Below are 15,550 nucleotides of genomic sequence, written 5' to 3'. Positions count from 1 at the left end.
GCCATCTTGTTAAGATCATCACATTATCCATTTAGCCTGAAAATTAGACGCTACTTCCCGAGGCAGCATCCAACCAAGCCTGAATGACTTGAAAATTCTGATTTATGCGTGAAACTTAAAGCATGAGTGAGTATTATGATGAAATGTTCAACGGCGATGGATCACTCAAAGGTCCATACGAAGAGATCGGCCGTTGGTTCAATGCTGAAGACGCATCACGACTGAGGGCCAAACAGCGCGAAGCCGAAGAGGTTTTTAGGCTGACTGGCATCACCTTTAATGTTTACGGCAAAGTCGAGGCCGAGGAGCGATTGATACCGTTTGATATCGTGCCGCGTGTCATTTCGGCACGAGAGTGGCAGCGGCTGGAACGCGGTATCGAACAGAGGGTGCGGGCAATCAACGCATTCCTACATGACATTTACCACCGTCAAGAAATTGTCCGGGCAGGGCGTGTGCCAGCAGAGATAATTGCCGGAAACGAGGCCTTCCTGCCGCAGATGCTTGGTGTCTCACCGCCCGGTCAGGTCTATACACACATTGTCGGCGTCGATCTGGTGCGAACCGGACCAGACGAGTTTTTCGTTCTGGAAGACAATGCTCGTACGCCATCCGGGGTCAGCTATATGTTGGAGAACCGGGAAACGATGCTAAAGATGTTCCCCGAGCTTTTTAGCGCAACCAATGTTCGGAATGTTTCAGACTACCCCCGTAATCTGAGGCGGTCTCTTGCTGCCTGCGCACCGGCTTTCGCAGACGGAGAACCTACTGTCGCGGTGTTAACCCCCGGCATCTATAATTCAGCCTACTACGAACATGCGTTTCTTGCTGATCAGATGGCCGTGGAGTTGGTCGAAGGCCATGACCTACGCGTTGTCGATGGGCGGGTCTGCATGCGTACCACCAGAGGCTATAAGCCCATTGACGTACTTTACCGCCGGGTAGATGACGACTTTCTGGACCCTTTGAATTTCAACCCCGATAGCGCTTTGGGCGTACCAGGTATCCTGGACGTTTACCGTGCAGGAGGTATCACGATCGCAAACGCACCGGGGACCGGTATTGCTGACGATAAGGCGATTTATTCCTACATGCCTGAAATCGTTGAATTCTACACGGGTGAGAAGCCCTTGCTGCAAAACGTCCCAACCTGGCGCTGCAGTGATCCTGAGTCTCTCTCCTACGTGCTGGACAACCTGTCCGAGCTTGTTGTGAAAGAAGTACACGGGTCTGGCGGCTACGGAATGTTGATCGGACCGACCGCCAGCAAGAAAGAGATTTCGGCGTTCCGCGACAAGCTCAAATCGCGGCCCGGGAACTACATTGCTCAGCCGACGCTGTCGCTTTCGACGGTTCCGATCTTTGCGCGCTCGGGACTTGCGCCCAGACATGTTGACCTAAGGCCGTTCGTTTTGGTGTCACCCGAGGGGATCAAGATCACCCCTGGCGGTTTGACCCGCGTGGCGCTTAGGAAGGGATCTCTAGTCGTTAACTCAAGTCAGGGTGGCGGGACCAAAGACACCTGGGTTCTGGAGGACTGACCATGCTGGGAAAAACTGCAGGTGGGTTGTTTTGGATGTCCCGGTATCTAGAGCGAGCGGAAAACACGGCCAGGCTGCTGGAAACAGGTCAGCGGATGGCGTTGACCCGTACTAAGAACTCCGCTGAGGAATGGGCCTCTGTTCTGAAAACGGCCGGAGTTCTGGATGCGTACTACGCCAAATACGATGATGTTTCAAAAGACAACGCGGTGGATTGGGTGCTGCGCGATGCTGATAATCCATCCTCGATCAAGTCAGTCATCAAACAGGCACGAGACAACGCGCGCCTTGTTCGAACCGCGTTGACCCATGACGTCTGGAGTGCAGTAAACTCCACTTGGATGCAGATCGATGAAATCATGAAGCGCCGTGTGAATGAGCGTGATTTGCCTGCAACGCTGGAACTTATTCGCCAACAGGCGGCTTTGGTTCGTGGTGCCACATTGGGAACCATGCTGCGCAATGACATTTTCGACTTCACCCGTATTGGTACGTTTCTCGAGCGGGCCGACAATACCGGGCGCATTCTCGACGTTAAGTACTATGTTCTTTTGCCCACGGCCTTTTCAGTTGGCTCATCACTGGACAATATACAATGGGAAAGCATCCTCCGCTCTGTTGGTGCGGGTGGCGGGTATCGAATGACCCATGGAGAAAAAACGCGGCCGTCTGATATTGCCCAGTTTCTAATCTTGGATCAGCGCATGCCTCGCAGCCTGCACTTTTGCTGCAGAAAAATTCAGGAGAACCTGTCATACCTGCAGAAAGACTATGGCTTTGCCGGGCCTTCGTGCGAGGCGTCTAAAGTTCTCTACGAGAAATACCTGGATCAGAAAATCTCCGATATTTTCGAGCTCGGACTGCATGAGTACATTCAGGATTTTCTGACAGATCTCGGCAACTTAAGCCGTCAGATAGAAATCGATTATCGGTTTTACGAGTAGCCAATGAAACTGCACATTCGACATGAGACACGATACGATTACGACGCGCCAGTTCCATTCGGGCTGCAGCAACTGAGGAAGACACCAAAGTCATTCCGCAATCAGAACATTGTAAGTTGGAGCACCCAAATTACCGGCGGGCGCAAAGAACTGACATTTGAAGACTATCACCGCAACACCGTGGAGTTGATCAGTTTCGACGCGAACACCCAAAGTATCTCGTTGATCTCTGAGGGCGTTGTCGAGGTGGAAGACACCCATGGCGTCTTGGGGCACCACGAAGGGTCGACGCCTTTGTGGCTATTCAAAAGGGGCACCCCGCAGACAACGCCGGGGAAAGGGGTTGCCGAACTGATAAGCGCGTTGCCCAAAGGTGAACCGCTGGAACAGATACATGCTCTGTCCGAAACAATTCGAGCTCAGGTCGCTTACGAAATTGGAAGTTCGCACCCGGGCTGGAGCGCTGAAGATGCACTCAAAGCTGGGGGCGGTGTGTGTCAGGACCATGCGCATATCTTCATTACATGCGCACGACAGATTGGAGTGCCAGCACGCTATGTATCGGGTTACTTAATGATGAACGAAACGGAACTTCAGGATGCGACCCATGCCTGGGCCGAAGTGCATTTGGACGGGCTTGGCTGGGTGGGGTTTGACGTGTCAAATGGGATCTCACCTGACGATCGATACGTACGCGTCGCAACCGGGCTGGACTATGCCCAAGCCGCACCGGTAATAGGGAATAGAATTGGGGCAGCGGGCGAGCAATTGACAGTGCAGTTGCAAGTCGCACAGCAGTGACGGAGAATTTGATGACCTATGCTGTGGGCATGCGGCTGAATCGCGGGCTGGTATTCATGTCCGATACGCGCACGAATGCAGGCGTGGACAATGTTTCGACCTTCAACAAGATGTTCAACTGGACAGTCGAAGGTGACCGGTCGATCACAATCCTAACGGCCGGAAACCTGGCCACTACTCAGGCCACGATAAGCCTTCTGGAAGAACGAACAAAAGCGCCTGCAGATCGTTCACCATCGATCTTAGAGGCACCGACAATGTTTCAAGTCGCGCAACTGGTCGCGGCAACATTAAACGATGTCATTGAAGAGCACGCCCGGACTGGTCAGCAAGCCGACAGCGCTTTTCATGCGACACTCATTCTAGGCGGCCAAATCAAAGGTGGCCCGTCACGCCTGTTTCTGATCTACCCCGAAGGTAACTTTATCGAGGCCGGCGCCGACACCCCGTTCTTTCAGATTGGTGAGACGAAATACGGTCGCCCTATTTTGGTGCGAGCCTATGATCCGGAAATGAGTTTTTCAGAAACCGTAAAACTCTTGCTTGTCAGTTTTGACTCCACGATTAAGGCCAATCTGTCTGTCGGGGCTCCGCTTGACCTGCTTCTATACGATGAAGACAGCCTTGACGGCGGTACGCGGTCAAGATTCGAATCCGACGACCAGTATTTTCGCATTGTTTCCGATGGATGGGGTGACGCGCTGAAATCGGCCTTGGCCAAACTTCCAGAATACAGATCGGGGCGAAAATCAAACGATTGAGGGTCCGCTATGTCCGCAGCCCTCCGGCACAAGCGGGCCAATTGCGGGACAATCCGCAAGACATCTTCAGCGCTTTTCAACTCTGGGTCTGCCATCCGTCCCAACGCGGTCATTAATTTAAGCAGCTAGGGCATGCGTAAAATTGGCCTACTAGATTCTAAGTTCCACAGACGTTCGGCAAAGGCCAAATCCTGCTCCCGCAACCAAAATTATCAGTAAAATATCAAGAACTTAGCGCTCCAAGGGGCGCTCCTTGCGCTTGGGGCATCCGCATCCGGCGCTGCAACGGTGCTGCGCCACGGAGCAAACTAAAGATACCAAAGAGTACCTACGGGCCTGCATCCCGGTCGAAAACAACGCAAGACGCCGTTCAAGTACGACAAGCGCAGATACAAGCGGCGAAATCGCATCGAGATTTTGTTTGGCAAGCTCAGGGATTGGAGGCGCGTGGCGGCACGCCATGAGCGTTGTCCCAAGGTCTTCATCTCAGCAACCGTCATCTGCTGGTTATGAATCCTGACCCTAGCTGCATTGAGCTGTCTGGCGCTTTTTTTCCGGCCAGAATTCATCCACCACAACATATGCGATGATCACAAAGATAGCGGCGCTGGCAACTTGCATAACCCGAGTGATGCTCTTGACGTCAGCCTCGTCTGAAAACGGCGCAACCGACCCGCCATATACGATCAGAGCCGTTGTAATAGCTGAACCGGCTGCCGCGGCGAGCGGAGCTTGAGATTTTCCAAGCGCTCCGAGTGACAGACAGAAGAAGAAACACAGCAGAATGGGTGTCAGAATAACCGGAGCTATGACGTTTATTTCATAGCATACGATAGACACCGCAGCCCCAAGGAGGTTTGCCGTTAGCATAGATTTTGCAACTGTCTTGCCGGCCGCAGGCATCGCCGCAAGTTGCTGGCTCAGCAACGCGACAAAGAACAGAACCAGCAAAGCAGACGCGCCGGAAACAAAAAACGCCATAGCAAACGGAATGGTGACAAGCGACATCCTGACTATTCGACGATGTGGGTCGAAGTCCGGCGACGATACAGCTTTCTTTTGAGCTGCCGTTTGAGTTTCAGCAGGTATCAGTAAGAACATCAGCGTCGATACCATGCCTGCAAACAGCAGGTTCAACGGAATCCAATACACCAGCACCAAGGCCAGATCCTGTGATTGCAGAACCAAGTTCGGGATCATCAACGCCCCCATGAGAGCTATGACACCCGGTAAAACTCCGGCGCCGGAAACCGACCACATGAAAGATAGGATTATTCCAATTGCCACGAGAATGAGGAACACGAGTGGATAAGGCGAGAAGATCGACGACATAAGGAATGAAATGAACATCAATCCAATAGAGAAGACAAAAAGCTTGGCAAATGCTGCTAAAGGCAATGCGGCAGGTGCTTGCAGAAAAAGGGCCGTGAACACCGCGCCAACAACAGCGAGTGGCCAGCCAAGAAACAGGCCCAAGGAAAACACGCCAGTTACACCCAGTGCAAGCCGGGTGACAGAGCGTTGGTCCTCAGTACGCATAGGACAGAATTGAAACCAAGCGAATGTAGGTACGACCAACGAGGTTCAGCAAAGTGTTGTCACTTAGGTACATAATCACATCGGCCTGTCCGTTGAGCTGAAAGCGAAGGTCATCTTCTGTGCTTCCAGCTTCGTAACCGGGCAAAACAATCCGGACCGGGAACCTTTCAGGCTCTCGCAAAAACCCTTTGGTGCTTGGCGGGCTCGCCAATTGCCCGGGCTCATCACCGCCACTTAAGGAAACGGCCGCACTAAAGCTCTCGATGACGCCCGAAACGATTTTACCGGGATGCATGTCCAACACGACATCAACCGGAGACCCTATGGAGGCTCTTCCAAGGTTGTTCTCGGTAAAATACGCCTCGATCCAGACGTCAGTTGCGTCCAGAAACGTCAATAGATCCTGACCGGATCGCGCATACGTCCCTGGCGCTATCAGCAGATTGGATATGACGCCCGTCGCCGGAGCGCGTAGTTCGGTCCATTCAAGGTTCAGTTCCGCATCCGCCAATGCAGCCAACGCGCGCTGGATTTTCGGGTTTTCAATCCCGTCGTCACCAAGCCTCTGTTTTGCTTTTTCCAGATCCGCTTTTGCGTTCTCAAAGTTTGCCTCAGACTCTGCAAGTTGACCTCGTGCATCATCGGCCTTTGAGACGGCAATCAACCCTTTCTTTTCAAGCGCAAAAACGCGTTCCGTTTGAATGCGCATCGTATCCAGATCACTCTGCGCCCTTGCCAGCTTGGCTTGTGCAGCTCTTACCTCTGCCGAGGATGCACCCACTTCCTGCGTGGCAGCTTCGAGGTCAGCTTCCGCCTTGTCGCGCTGAATTTCATAGGGTCGGGGGTCGATCCGGACAAGGACATCTCCGGCCGAGACAATCTGACCATTTTCGACCAGTACTTCAGTCACGGTACCAGTCACCTGCGGGACGATCTGGGTCGCCACGGCTTTCACTCTGGCGTTCCCGGTAAATGGCGTTTTCCGATCAGCGACCAGGTACCAGACAAGAAAAATCAGAATGACAGCCAGGGTTGTCCAGATCGTCTTCCTCATTTCGCCGCACCTTCTGCAGCGGCCTCGGCTTCGGGCGAGGTATCAATCCAAACCTTGAACAACTCATAAAAGACGGCAAAGAGTACCGGCCCCATGAATACGCCGATCAAACCGTACGCCATCATACCTCCGAGAACACCGATGAGGATGACCAACATGGGAGTCTCGAGGCCTTTTGAGATGAACACGGGTCTTAGGAAGCTGTCCATTATTGTGACGGGCACGGCCAATATGGTGAATATCAAAGCAGTTCCGCCGGACATGGAACTCCATGCGTAGATAATAACCGGTATAAGAACCAATCCGGGCCCGATTTGGATGATCGAGAGTATCAGGCAGATAAATGCCAGCGTGGCGGCCGAAGAAATTCCGAACAAAGCCAGCAGTATCCAAACGAAGACCGCCTGAATGGCTGCTACGCCGATCACGCCTTTTGTCACGTTCCGAATTGTTGCACCTGCCAGTGTTACGAATTCACCGCCGCGCGGTGCGAAAACACGGTTTGCAAAGCGTTGGAGACCTTGGACCAAATTTGGCCCGGGGCTGAACAACGCCCCCATAATCAATACGGACAGGGCCAAGCCAAGAAGCCCGATTCCGATGCCCAACACCTTTCCGAAGAGCGATTTTGTGATTTCAAGGATTTGCGCGCCGTATTTTGCAAGCGCGCCGTCCAGATTCCGCTCGAACATACCCCAAACATCGGAAATTTTGTCTCCAACCAATGGCAGTTCCTTAAGGCCCTCGGGCGCAGGCGGGACTTTCAACTCACCCTTGTCTGCTTGTTCCGCGAACTCAGACCCAAGTTCTGCAGCACCGGATATCGCCGTAGCAACCGGCCCCAAGGTCAAAACAAGACCCACCAAAACCAAGATCGCCGCCGCAAGCTTCTTCCGCCCTCCCAACTTGGATTGCAGCCAATCAAATGCCGGGTACAGCGCAACGCAAAGGATCGTTGCCCAGATAACCACGCTTGCAAGCGGGGCGACCATGATCAAGGCGCTGTAGAGGAACAGTCCGAGAAAGAGCAATCGTATTGCCAGATCGACAATCTTCGCGTCCTGAGTCTTTTCCATTCCATCCCTCCATGTGTTTTTCGAATGTTACACTCAAAAAACATAATATGTATATTTTTTTGAATTTTGGTGATCATCTATCAGCTTGAAGACACAAATGAATCCGGGCCACGGCTTGAGGGTCCCAGTCAAACCAATGCCTGGGCATGAACTCGATTTGGCCAAATTGGGATAATCTACTTGTCCGCTTTTTTGTCGTCCTGGGACAAGATTGTATCCGCCACTGTGGTCGCCGCGGTTACGAAGACACCGAGGCCCACGACGATGTAAATCATTGTGAAGATCTTCCCTGCCGCGGTTTCAGGTGAGAAGTCACCAAACCCCACGGTCGAAATTGTCACGACAGAAAAGTAGATTGAGTCGAGCCAACTCCAACCTTCGACAAAGTGGTAAAAGACCGAGGCCCATAAAATCATTCCAACCGTGAATGCAAGAATGCCTTTCACTCTGCCGTCCTTGAGGGCGACGCCTATCCCTCGTGTTATTCTGGTTAGTGAGTTCATCATGTCCTCATTGTTTGATGAATTCACATATAACAGTTATTGGATGAATGTGGAGAATCCAGGGAAACCGGCTGCCTGTCGGTTGAAGGATGCGTCGACCCGCCAAAGGGTCCTGACCCCTTGATTTCCGTTTGGCAGAGTAACTCACGTTCGATAACGAGCGATAAACACGTCTGATCTCTTGGGGGCGGCCGACGCCTAGATGGCGCGTCTTGAACCCGTTGCCCAAGTTTCCCGGCAAGCCGCGCGTTCACTGCCCGTTATATCCATGCGGTCATCCCGCCGCGTGAGAACACCAAACTCTGAAACAACCAGCGCAGAGGCAATAGCCCGGAACGAAGCAGTCAACGCATCGCGATACCTGGGCCGTGCCCTGTGGCGGCGAAGGAGCGGATATCACCGCTGGATCCATGTCGAGAGCAAGACGAACTGCGTGAAACTTCGTGTTCAGTCACTCATGGCTCGCACCTGCGACTGACAGGTCGTGGAAATCCGGGCAGGCGTTGGGGTCCTGAACCACTAAACCGCTTTTGGCACACCCGTCAGAGAGCCCGTAGGATTAGTCCGTCCGGGGGGTAAGTCCGTCCGGGCAAAGGGGAAGTCTGCCCGACAACGGATTTGTGCAACAAAGCCCATCCGACCCCTTGGGAAACGCGATTCTATGAATATTGCTGAATGTTGGGGCTTGAAATGCGTTAATCAAATCTGACCCAAAACCGGTGGAAGACGCAGCTATTCTGCGCTTTTTCAATGACTTCGAGCGAGTCGGTAAAAAAAGCCAAACAATGTAGAAACGGCCTTGTATTTCCGTCGCTTGCACGGATATACCCGTCGACGGAGACGTGGCCGAGTGGTCGAAGGCGCTCCCCTGCTAAGGGAGTAGGCCCGGAAGGGTCTCGAGGGTTCGAATCCCTTCGTCTCCGCCATCAACCTATTTCAGTGAATTGGCATGGCGTGTTTAACATGCTGTAAATATATAAATAATCGGTATTTACCATCTCATAGTATCATCTTGAGTTTTACTAAGTTGCTCTTAGTGTATTTCATTGAGTGGTATATATTGTGGTATTTCATGGCTGCGCTCAGCGGGAAGCAGACAAAGAAGCTGGTAGAGAATCTTGGCCCGGGTCGGCATGGCGACGGTTCTGGCCTGTACCTTGTTGTCGATCCCTCGGGTGCGCGACGCTGGGTCGTCCGCGTAACAGTCAAGGGACAGAAGAACCGCAAGGGCGCGCCGCTGCGCACAGATTTTGGATTGGGCGGCGCTGACGTCGTCACACTGATTCAGGCCCGCGAGAGGGCACTGGAATACAGGCGTATGGCGAAAGCAGGGTTGAACCCTCGATTCAACGCTCAACGTGAATTCCCGACCTTCGAAGAATTCAGCCGTCAGGTCCACATCGACCGCCTGCCTACATGGAAGAATGCAAAGCACGGTCAGCAATGGCTCAACACCTTGCGCGACTACCTGCGGATCGCATGAAAGGCGGGCAGGTCCATCGTGTCCCCCTCACCGACGAAATGCTGGCCATACTGGAGCCGCTGCGTGCGCTGGCGTCTGACTATGTGTTCGAGGGTCAAAAGCGGCATCATCCCTTGTCAAACATGTCCATGCTGATGCTGCTGCGCCGGATGCGGCAGGATGGAGTCACCGTGCATGACCGGTACCAAGGAAAAGCAGTCATTCGACAGAACTGTTTCGATGGCCGCTTCGAGCCCGGAGCGGATCTTCGTTTCGCTGTTGGAAACGAAGGAGCAACGAAGGAACACATACCTAGCGACACAACCCGGCATCGAAAACGGCCATCATTGCGCTTCTCAGGCGAGCCACATCTTCGTCCACTGAAGCGGAGTGATCGCATTTTAATGACGGCAATACCTCGACCCGGATCGTTCCGCACTTGGCACTTGCTGGCTGCCCTCTGGGCGCACGACCCGACAAGCACCCTGCACCCCGCCTCTATTCGGCAATGGCGAGGGCACATCAACAGAAAGTCTGACGTTGGCGATTGGCATCATTACCAGGTGTGAACCCATACCCGACCGACATTGTAAATCGAGCTACTGTTGCGGCGAGTACCAAATCGGCGAAGTGTAGGCGCGTTCCTGTGCTGTCATTGGGACGTTATCTGGCATTTGTATTCCAAATTTGACGGCATCATACGCCGTCCATCGAGGGGTTGGAATTTCTATGACCCGGGCATAATAGAATGCGCTTTCCGAAGGATCGAAATCCGGGTCTTCCCACACGGTTCCCAGCTCAGAGGCTCCAATTGTGTTGGTCCACGAGGGGATAGAGAGCTCCACTGTGGTGCCTACTGAAGGCAACTTACCAGCGGCATCTGGTTCGCGGGCCCCAGACCAAGCCACGTCATAGACTTTTTCCTGCTGTTGGCCTTCGGCGTTCAACCAACCTTTTATGATTTGGATGCGATCCAGATTTGCTCCCATAGGGTCGCGAAGTGCATAGACTAAAAAGGAAGGGGCGCCTTCCCCGGAACTGAGGTTGCCACCCATCGGCACGCCTTTGGAATAACCCACCAGAGCCAAGTCACGTCGCAGGGCATCTTCTTCTTTGAAGCCATAGCCTCCGAACATTCGGACGCGCATTCGTGGTCCTGTAGTTGCATAGGTCTCGCGCCGATGCATCGCATCCCAAATTGCTTCGCGAGAGTTTTCCTCAGCCCACACCCCTGTCAAACCACCGGTAATGTACTGCGACGAACGCAGCGCAACGGTCCCGTCAGCATAGGTCTTACTGACATGTTGGCTGCGCTCTGCGCTAGGCTCGTACCCAGTGAATTTCCCGAAGAAATTGTCGTTGTCAGGAGCCGTCAAACCTGTGTGCGTGTCGCTCGCTCCACTCAGGCCAAACTTGAAAGGGTTTACTCCCATGGTCTTTTCCAACGATAAGCCTCGAAGCAACCCAGAGCGTGCGTATTCGCCAGGCAGCATTTCCGGCTCTTTTGGAACTGAAGCATCCAGATTTCCGTAATCCCACGTTTCGAAGTCGGCAAATTCATCGTCAGGTGACAGGAATGGGTGGGCCTCACCATCTCCCTTAATCTGGGTTGGTTCGTACAGTCTTTCCCATTTGTTTCGCGCTTCTGAGTATGCGGGATCTAGCGGCACCCCATCCGCGAAGTCATCGACTAAAGGGAACATCCAGCCGTTAGACAAGTTCCCGTTATGTGGAATAGCAAGCACACGCCCGCCTGTCGTTTGCTCATAGTTCTCCAACCACTTCCAAAGATCACGAGGGTTAGGTGAGCCCACCGGTGGCGTTGTTGTGTAAGGCAGTACCTGTCTTGTGAGCTCAGGGCCGTCGCGAAAGATCACATTTCGGTGCAAATTGTTCCCTGCAACAAGAGACGTCCATTCATAGGCGATAAAGGTGCTGAACACGCCGGGATCATTGTACTCTTCAGCGGCATCGATAATATCGCCCCAAACACGGGCATACGCGGGGTTGCCCGGTTGATAGTTCAGCGCAGGGGAAACCTGTCCTTGAGCAAACGCCGCTGTCAGCTCGAGCGCAGCCGCCAGAGCGGCTTCTCCACCTTTGTTGAATTCTTCATGGAAATATCTGCCTTGCTCATCTGCTAAGATGTTGGGAGCACCTCCGATGATGTCGGTGATAGCACCCATCGCATCCGAATGATCTGTAATCATGAAGAAATCGAGAGGCATCGACAATTTTACAGGTTGCCCCGTGTTCGACACAACTTCTTCGCCACGCGCAAACCGATAGGCATCACGCGGCATGAGGCGCGTACCGCCTCCACCAGCATCGCCGGAAAGACCAGTATGAACGTGAGTGTCACCAAAATAGACTTGTGTTGGATATGCGCGTTCGGCGTAAGGTGAATAAGGTCGACCGGAAGGACCGGAAAGGCCCGACGGATTTATTGCATCCTGAGCTAAGACTGGGCTCCCCAGAATGAGAGCTGCTGGCAAAACATAGCGAAACAATTTTTCCTCCATAATTTAAGGCACCATAGCACAACTCTGCTCCGGAATTTTTTCCGACTTAGTTCGAAGGTTTGCTAAGTCCGCAAAGTACACGTTCAAGCAAGTTGCAGCGAACGACTGCATTGAGCCCAAACTAACGGATGCCGCGACACGCACGAAAGGCGGCTTACAAGCGCGGTATGCGATTCGATTAAGAACTCTGATCAATAAGTCAAAGAGACAACATGATCGATCAAGAGCAATGAAAAAGAGTTCTCGCTACTTATGATAAGCAGATTAACCAGCGAGGGTTGCCGGGTGTACTTGTGAAACCCATGCGCGCGGATTGGTGTGGTCACAAAATGGCGGTTTGTGACAAAAAAATCGCCGTATTGATCATCAAGGAGCTTCAGGAGAGATTTGCAGCGTCACATCTGCACGAACCAAAGATCCTGATACAGGGGTGTGGTGCAAAGATGTATCCCGGTGAAGCCATAGAACGGACCTCTAGTCTGACTGATCAGTCATAGATTTCTACCGACAGCGCATCCATCGCATATGAGGTTTCGATGTTGGCCTGGCCGTCCACGTAATTGAGTGACTGGGACCTGCTCAGTGCCCGCATTTCCCCGCTTATCCAGACTGGCTTATACAACTCGTCGATTTCGAAGCCTTGTTCGTATCGCACATAGACCATCTGATTGGCTGGAGGTGGTGGTGTGTGAATGCAGGCTCCAACTGTCGGAACCAGAAGGAATTCGACCGCCTTCTGGTCTACAATATCCAGGGGAAGGAGATAGCCGGGAAGGCGCACGTTCTCCCCCAAAAGGTCAAGGTTCGGTTCGCGCGCGGCAATCAACCGTTGGTTCATCACGATTTCGCGTTGTTCAAACAACCAATCCGGATCAAGGCCTTGAGATACGAGGTCTTCGCGGATCTGAACCGCTTCGGCGCGCTTCTCGTCATCCGCAGTGTCCGCATGCAGAACCTCAATCCGATAAAGCATGGCCAACGCATTGACCTGAGAATATTCTAGGGTGGCAAAAGGATCGTGGTAGGGCCGCTCTTCAGGAAGGAGATCCTGCCAACTTATGTTGCGCGGATCCGCTGCAAGAAGAGGCCCCGCAATCGCAAGGGCGAATAAGATATTCAGAAAATGCGCAATGGCCTTCATTTCAGCGGATCCTCTTATTCAAAGCCGCACCGACAGTCCGTCTGATAGCGTCATACGGTACACCCTTAACGCAGGTATAATACTGGCAAGAAGACCAGAGCAGAAAACGAGGGCTATGAGAAGAACCTCGCGAAAACTCGGCAGGTCAACACCGATGCGAAGCCCAAAATTTGCGGCAAGAATCGGATCTATCACGAGCGTGAGAGCGCTGAGCGCGATTACTCCAAGCACGATGCCGGCCGACAACAATAAAACGGCTTCAAGCAAGATCAGGGAAAAGACGCCGGCTGGTGTTGCGCCCACGGATCGAAGGATCGCAAATTCACGCCGCCGGTTGTCGAGCGAAGCAGACAACATGACCACCATGCCGATCATTCCAGCCACTGCCACAGCGCCTGCCATCAGACGCAGCGCAGTCTCGGCCGTACTGGTAATCGACCAAAGCTGCAACAGCGCAACATTAGGAAGAACAGCAGTCAGTGCCTCGTCGCGATGGTCTGCCAGTTGCCGTTGAATTGAAAGCACCGCTGTCTTCTCCTCAAGCCCGGCAAAAATCGCGTTGATGGCCCCCGGTTCATGATCATGGCCACCGTGATCGTGCCCGCCAGAAGTCCTGACAATTTGCCCCTCGTCTTCATGGCCGCTTCCGTGAGCATGACGGTCGTCATGATCCCGATGCCCTTCTTCGTGCTCGTCAGGGTCGCTGTACTCCGCATGGTGATCGTCTTGTCCATGGCTTTCGCCATGATTCACATGCCCGTCAGCAAATACGCTGTCTGCGTGATCTTCGCTCTGGGAATGCGCGGTGTCATGGTCTTCGTGTTCTTCGGCGACTTCAGGTGCATCGACCAAAACAAACGGGTCCGCACCCTCTGATGTACGTTCTTCGTGTAAGGCGTCAAAACCCTCGAGCGAGACAAAAACCATTCGGTCAACGGCCGTCCCGGTATGCCCCAGCACGCCGGTCACTGTGAAAGGCGCTTCGTCGTGGACATCAAAGGCAACTTCGCCCGAACCATGGGCATTCACAATCGCCGTGCCGAGCCCATATTCAAACACCCGTGCAACTTCTGCACCGATCACTGCGCCATCTGCAGACGAAAAAGAGTGTCCTTCAGAAAAGGTCAGATGTCGGCCGCCGCTGTGACGAAAACGATCAAAGTAATGCTTGGACGTGCCAATCACTGGATATCCACGATGGTTGTCACCCATCATGATCGGCACTGTCCAGCTTACCTGGGGCAGATCTTCGATCATCTCGTAGCTGTCCCAGGTGATACCGGCGCCTGTTGTACCGACACCAAAAACCGTTGCCATCAGGATCTGCACATCGTTTCCGCGTGCCGCAATGATCAGGTCGATACCTGATGCAGAATTGGCAAAACCCGCTCGTGCCTCTGTTCGCAGTCGTTCAACCCCAACAATCAAAGCCACGCTCAAGGCAATGCTAAGAACAGTCAACGCAGCGATAAAGCGGCGATTGAGAAGGCTTTTCAAACAAAGGTTGAACATCACGTTTTGCCCGCGTTCAGCTTTGGCAGGTCGACGCTCCGATCGAAGTGTTTTTCCAGGCTGCGATCATGGCTCACAAATAGCAAACTCGCCCCTGATGCATTGCATTCCTTCAGCAACAGCTGGACAAACGTGTCTTTCGCTTCCTCATCCAAAGCCGAGGTAGGTTCATCCGCCAACACAACTTCGGGCGCCCCTATCAAAGCCCGCGCCGCCGCAACTCGTTGTTGCTGCCCAACACTCAGGGCGCTGGCAGGTCGATTGATGAGCTCAGTATCCTCAAGACCCAGCTCACTTAGCAACCGTGTTGCGGTAGCCTTGGGGGCTGGCCCTGATCGATTGCGACGGTGCGCTGAAAATCGGCAGGGCAACAACGTGTTTTCAAGCGCACTGAGCCAAGGCAAAAGATTAAAGACTTGGAAAACAATCCCCAGATGATCCACGCGAAAACGGTCACGATCACCTCCGATCAAAGCCCCGACATCCGTGCCTGCAACGCGAACCGCGCTTTGCGGTACATCGATCACGCCGGCAATTGCCGAAAGCAACGTGGTCTTTCCGCTGCCACTGGGGCCTCTCATAAACACGCTTTCCCCGGCCTCAAGATCGAAGTTATCGACTGAGAGCACCGGATCGTGTTGACCGGGCCACCGAAATACCAAGGATTTGAGTTCGACAGTTTTCATTGATGACA

General features: G+C 53.2%; 14 protein-coding genes, 1 tRNA gene and 2 pseudogenes. 9 read left to right on the top strand and 8 right to left on the bottom strand.

Annotation, left to right across the window (positions count from 1 at the left end; all coding sequences use genetic code 11):
• Positions 1 to 122 precede the first annotated feature (122 nt).
• The 5 genes and pseudogenes from AC2FLP_RS06575 to AC2FLP_RS06555 form a co-directional block, all read left to right on the top strand.
• The gene (locus AC2FLP_RS06575; protein WP_496682360.1) at positions 123 to 1,541 is read left to right on the top strand and encodes a circularly permuted type 2 ATP-grasp protein; all 1,419 of its coding nucleotides are present in this window, start codon (positions 123 to 125) and stop codon (positions 1,539 to 1,541) included.
• Positions 1,542 to 1,543: 2 nt separating this feature from the next.
• Complete coding sequence (locus tag AC2FLP_RS06570) at positions 1,544 to 2,485, top strand: alpha-E domain-containing protein (RefSeq protein WP_117870668.1); 942 nt, start codon at positions 1,544 to 1,546, stop codon at positions 2,483 to 2,485.
• A gap of 3 nt (positions 2,486 to 2,488) precedes the next feature.
• Complete coding sequence (locus AC2FLP_RS06565; RefSeq protein ID WP_117870665.1) at positions 2,489 to 3,286, top strand: transglutaminase family protein; 798 nt, start codon at positions 2,489 to 2,491, stop codon at positions 3,284 to 3,286.
• 11 nt (positions 3,287 to 3,297) lie between these two features.
• A complete protein-coding gene (locus AC2FLP_RS06560; RefSeq protein WP_117870663.1) occupies positions 3,298 to 4,047 on the top strand; it encodes a proteasome-type protease in 750 nt (249 codons plus the stop codon).
• A 342-nt stretch (positions 4,048 to 4,389) separates the two neighbouring features.
• A pseudogene (locus AC2FLP_RS06555) lies at positions 4,390 to 4,560 on the top strand (IS5/IS1182 family transposase); the annotation flags it as partial.
• 9 nt (positions 4,561 to 4,569) lie between these two features.
• Here AC2FLP_RS06555 and AC2FLP_RS06550 read toward each other — a convergent pair.
• From AC2FLP_RS06550 to AC2FLP_RS06535, 4 genes are all read right to left on the bottom strand, one after another.
• Positions 4,570 to 5,586, bottom strand: a complete 1,017-nt coding sequence (locus tag AC2FLP_RS06550; RefSeq protein ID WP_496682355.1) for a DUF2955 domain-containing protein — start codon at positions 5,584 to 5,586, stop codon at positions 4,570 to 4,572.
• The gene (locus AC2FLP_RS06545; RefSeq protein WP_299899401.1) at positions 5,576 to 6,640 is read right to left on the bottom strand and encodes an HlyD family secretion protein; all 1,065 of its coding nucleotides are present in this window, start codon (positions 6,638 to 6,640) and stop codon (positions 5,576 to 5,578) included. The genes AC2FLP_RS06550 and AC2FLP_RS06545 overlap by 11 nt, the downstream gene beginning before the upstream one ends.
• Positions 6,637 to 7,716: an AI-2E family transporter gene (locus tag AC2FLP_RS06540; protein WP_496682352.1), complete on the bottom strand. Its 1,080-nt coding sequence runs from the start codon at positions 7,714 to 7,716 to the stop codon at positions 6,637 to 6,639. Before AC2FLP_RS06540 ends, AC2FLP_RS06545 begins: the two co-directional genes overlap by 4 nt.
• A gap of 176 nt (positions 7,717 to 7,892) precedes the next feature.
• On the bottom strand, positions 7,893 to 8,162 hold the full coding sequence (locus AC2FLP_RS06535) for a potassium channel family protein (protein WP_234416729.1): 270 nt from the start codon (positions 8,160 to 8,162) through the stop codon (positions 7,893 to 7,895).
• Between the two features lie 303 nt (positions 8,163 to 8,465).
• On the opposite strand from AC2FLP_RS06535, the pseudogene AC2FLP_RS06530 reads away from it, so the two are divergent.
• From AC2FLP_RS06530 to AC2FLP_RS06515, 4 genes and pseudogenes are all read left to right on the top strand, one after another.
• Positions 8,466 to 8,742, top strand: a pseudogene (locus AC2FLP_RS06530) (IS5/IS1182 family transposase); the annotation flags it as partial.
• A 313-nt stretch (positions 8,743 to 9,055) separates the two neighbouring features.
• A tRNA-Ser gene (locus AC2FLP_RS06525) sits at positions 9,056 to 9,145 on the top strand.
• A 146-nt stretch (positions 9,146 to 9,291) separates the two neighbouring features.
• Positions 9,292 to 9,702, top strand: coding sequence for an Arm DNA-binding domain-containing protein (locus tag AC2FLP_RS06520; protein ID WP_299899395.1), 411 nt, complete (start codon positions 9,292 to 9,294; stop codon positions 9,700 to 9,702).
• Positions 9,703 to 9,876: 174 nt separating this feature from the next.
• Entirely contained in the window at positions 9,877 to 10,065 is a 189-nt protein-coding gene (locus tag AC2FLP_RS06515; protein ID WP_162896718.1) for a hypothetical protein, read from the top strand.
• A 215-nt stretch (positions 10,066 to 10,280) separates the two neighbouring features.
• On the opposite strand, the gene AC2FLP_RS06510 is transcribed toward AC2FLP_RS06515, so the two are convergent.
• The 4 genes from AC2FLP_RS06510 to AC2FLP_RS06495 form a co-directional block, all read right to left on the bottom strand.
• Positions 10,281 to 12,191 (bottom strand): DUF3604 domain-containing protein, encoded by a 1,911-nt coding sequence (locus tag AC2FLP_RS06510; protein WP_496682348.1) that lies wholly within the window; start codon positions 12,189 to 12,191, stop codon positions 10,281 to 10,283.
• Between the two features lie 499 nt (positions 12,192 to 12,690).
• Positions 12,691 to 13,344, bottom strand: a complete 654-nt coding sequence (locus AC2FLP_RS06505; RefSeq protein WP_496682346.1) for a DUF3299 domain-containing protein — start codon at positions 13,342 to 13,344, stop codon at positions 12,691 to 12,693.
• Positions 13,345 to 13,362: 18 nt separating this feature from the next.
• Positions 13,363 to 14,856, bottom strand: a complete 1,494-nt coding sequence (locus AC2FLP_RS06500; RefSeq protein WP_496682344.1) for an ABC transporter permease — start codon at positions 14,854 to 14,856, stop codon at positions 13,363 to 13,365.
• Positions 14,856 to 15,542, bottom strand: a complete 687-nt coding sequence (locus AC2FLP_RS06495; protein ID WP_496682341.1) for an ABC transporter ATP-binding protein — start codon at positions 15,540 to 15,542, stop codon at positions 14,856 to 14,858. The genes AC2FLP_RS06500 and AC2FLP_RS06495 overlap by 1 nt, the downstream gene beginning before the upstream one ends.
• Positions 15,543 to 15,550 lie beyond the last annotated feature (8 nt).

The sequence above is a fragment of the Ruegeria sp. CDSA141 genome, assembly GCF_059612005.1.
The sequence above is the reverse complement of the archived record's forward strand: the minus strand, read 5'-3'. Positions and strand labels throughout refer to the sequence as shown.